The organism is uncultured Virgibacillus sp. (assembly GCF_947495635.1).
GTDB classification, from domain to species: domain Bacteria; phylum Bacillota; class Bacilli; order Bacillales; family Amphibacillaceae; genus Virgibacillus; species Virgibacillus salarius.
The window spans coordinates 1-623 of record NZ_CANMAB010000221.1; the positions used below are offsets into that span (position 1 = coordinate 1).

The window sequence follows — 623 nt, forward strand, 5'->3', positions numbered from 1 at the left end:
CCGTTTGGATGACGTTGTTTAAGGTTACTTGATGATGTTTACTAATTCGTTTTAAAGCTTCGGTCATTTTTGGATCAATCGTAAATTCTAAGCGCTCTTTCGTAAAGGCTTCACTTCGTTTCTCTTTACCAGGTAACTTCGCCTGATTCGTATATCCTTCCACATACTGTTGCCAGAACTGCTTTGCCTTATTTTTTGGCTGTTTCTGTAGCCACTTAATATATTCCACATATGGCGTGGTGTCTGGTAACTGTACCGCTGTCCCATTGCTTAAATAGCTATAAATGGTGAAAAAATCTTTCATAATTAACCCGTTACACCAGCCATCCATCAGAATATGATGGGAGCTCCAAATCATTTTATATTCCTCTGCATTCAGCTTTAAAACAGCTAGTCGTATCAGAATATCTTGACTAAGACTAAAGCCTTTTTGCCTATCGGCAACTTCAAACTTTTCCACATAGGCTGTTCTTTCGTTTTCGCTAAGCGTACTAAGGTCTTCATAATGAATCATAGGCTTACGTGTTTTCAAGATGACTTGTTTTGGTGATTGAACATTCTCATGGACGATTACACTTCGTAAAATTTCGTACCGTTCGATTAGTTTTATAAAGCTTTGTTCG

Annotated in this window: 1 protein-coding gene; it reads right to left on the reverse strand. The window is 37.9% G+C overall.

Annotated elements, in window-relative coordinates; translation table 11 throughout:
- Window positions 1–623: condensation domain-containing protein (locus tag Q1A47_RS20575; protein WP_299632757.1), on the reverse strand; the 623-nt coding region annotated here is incomplete at both ends.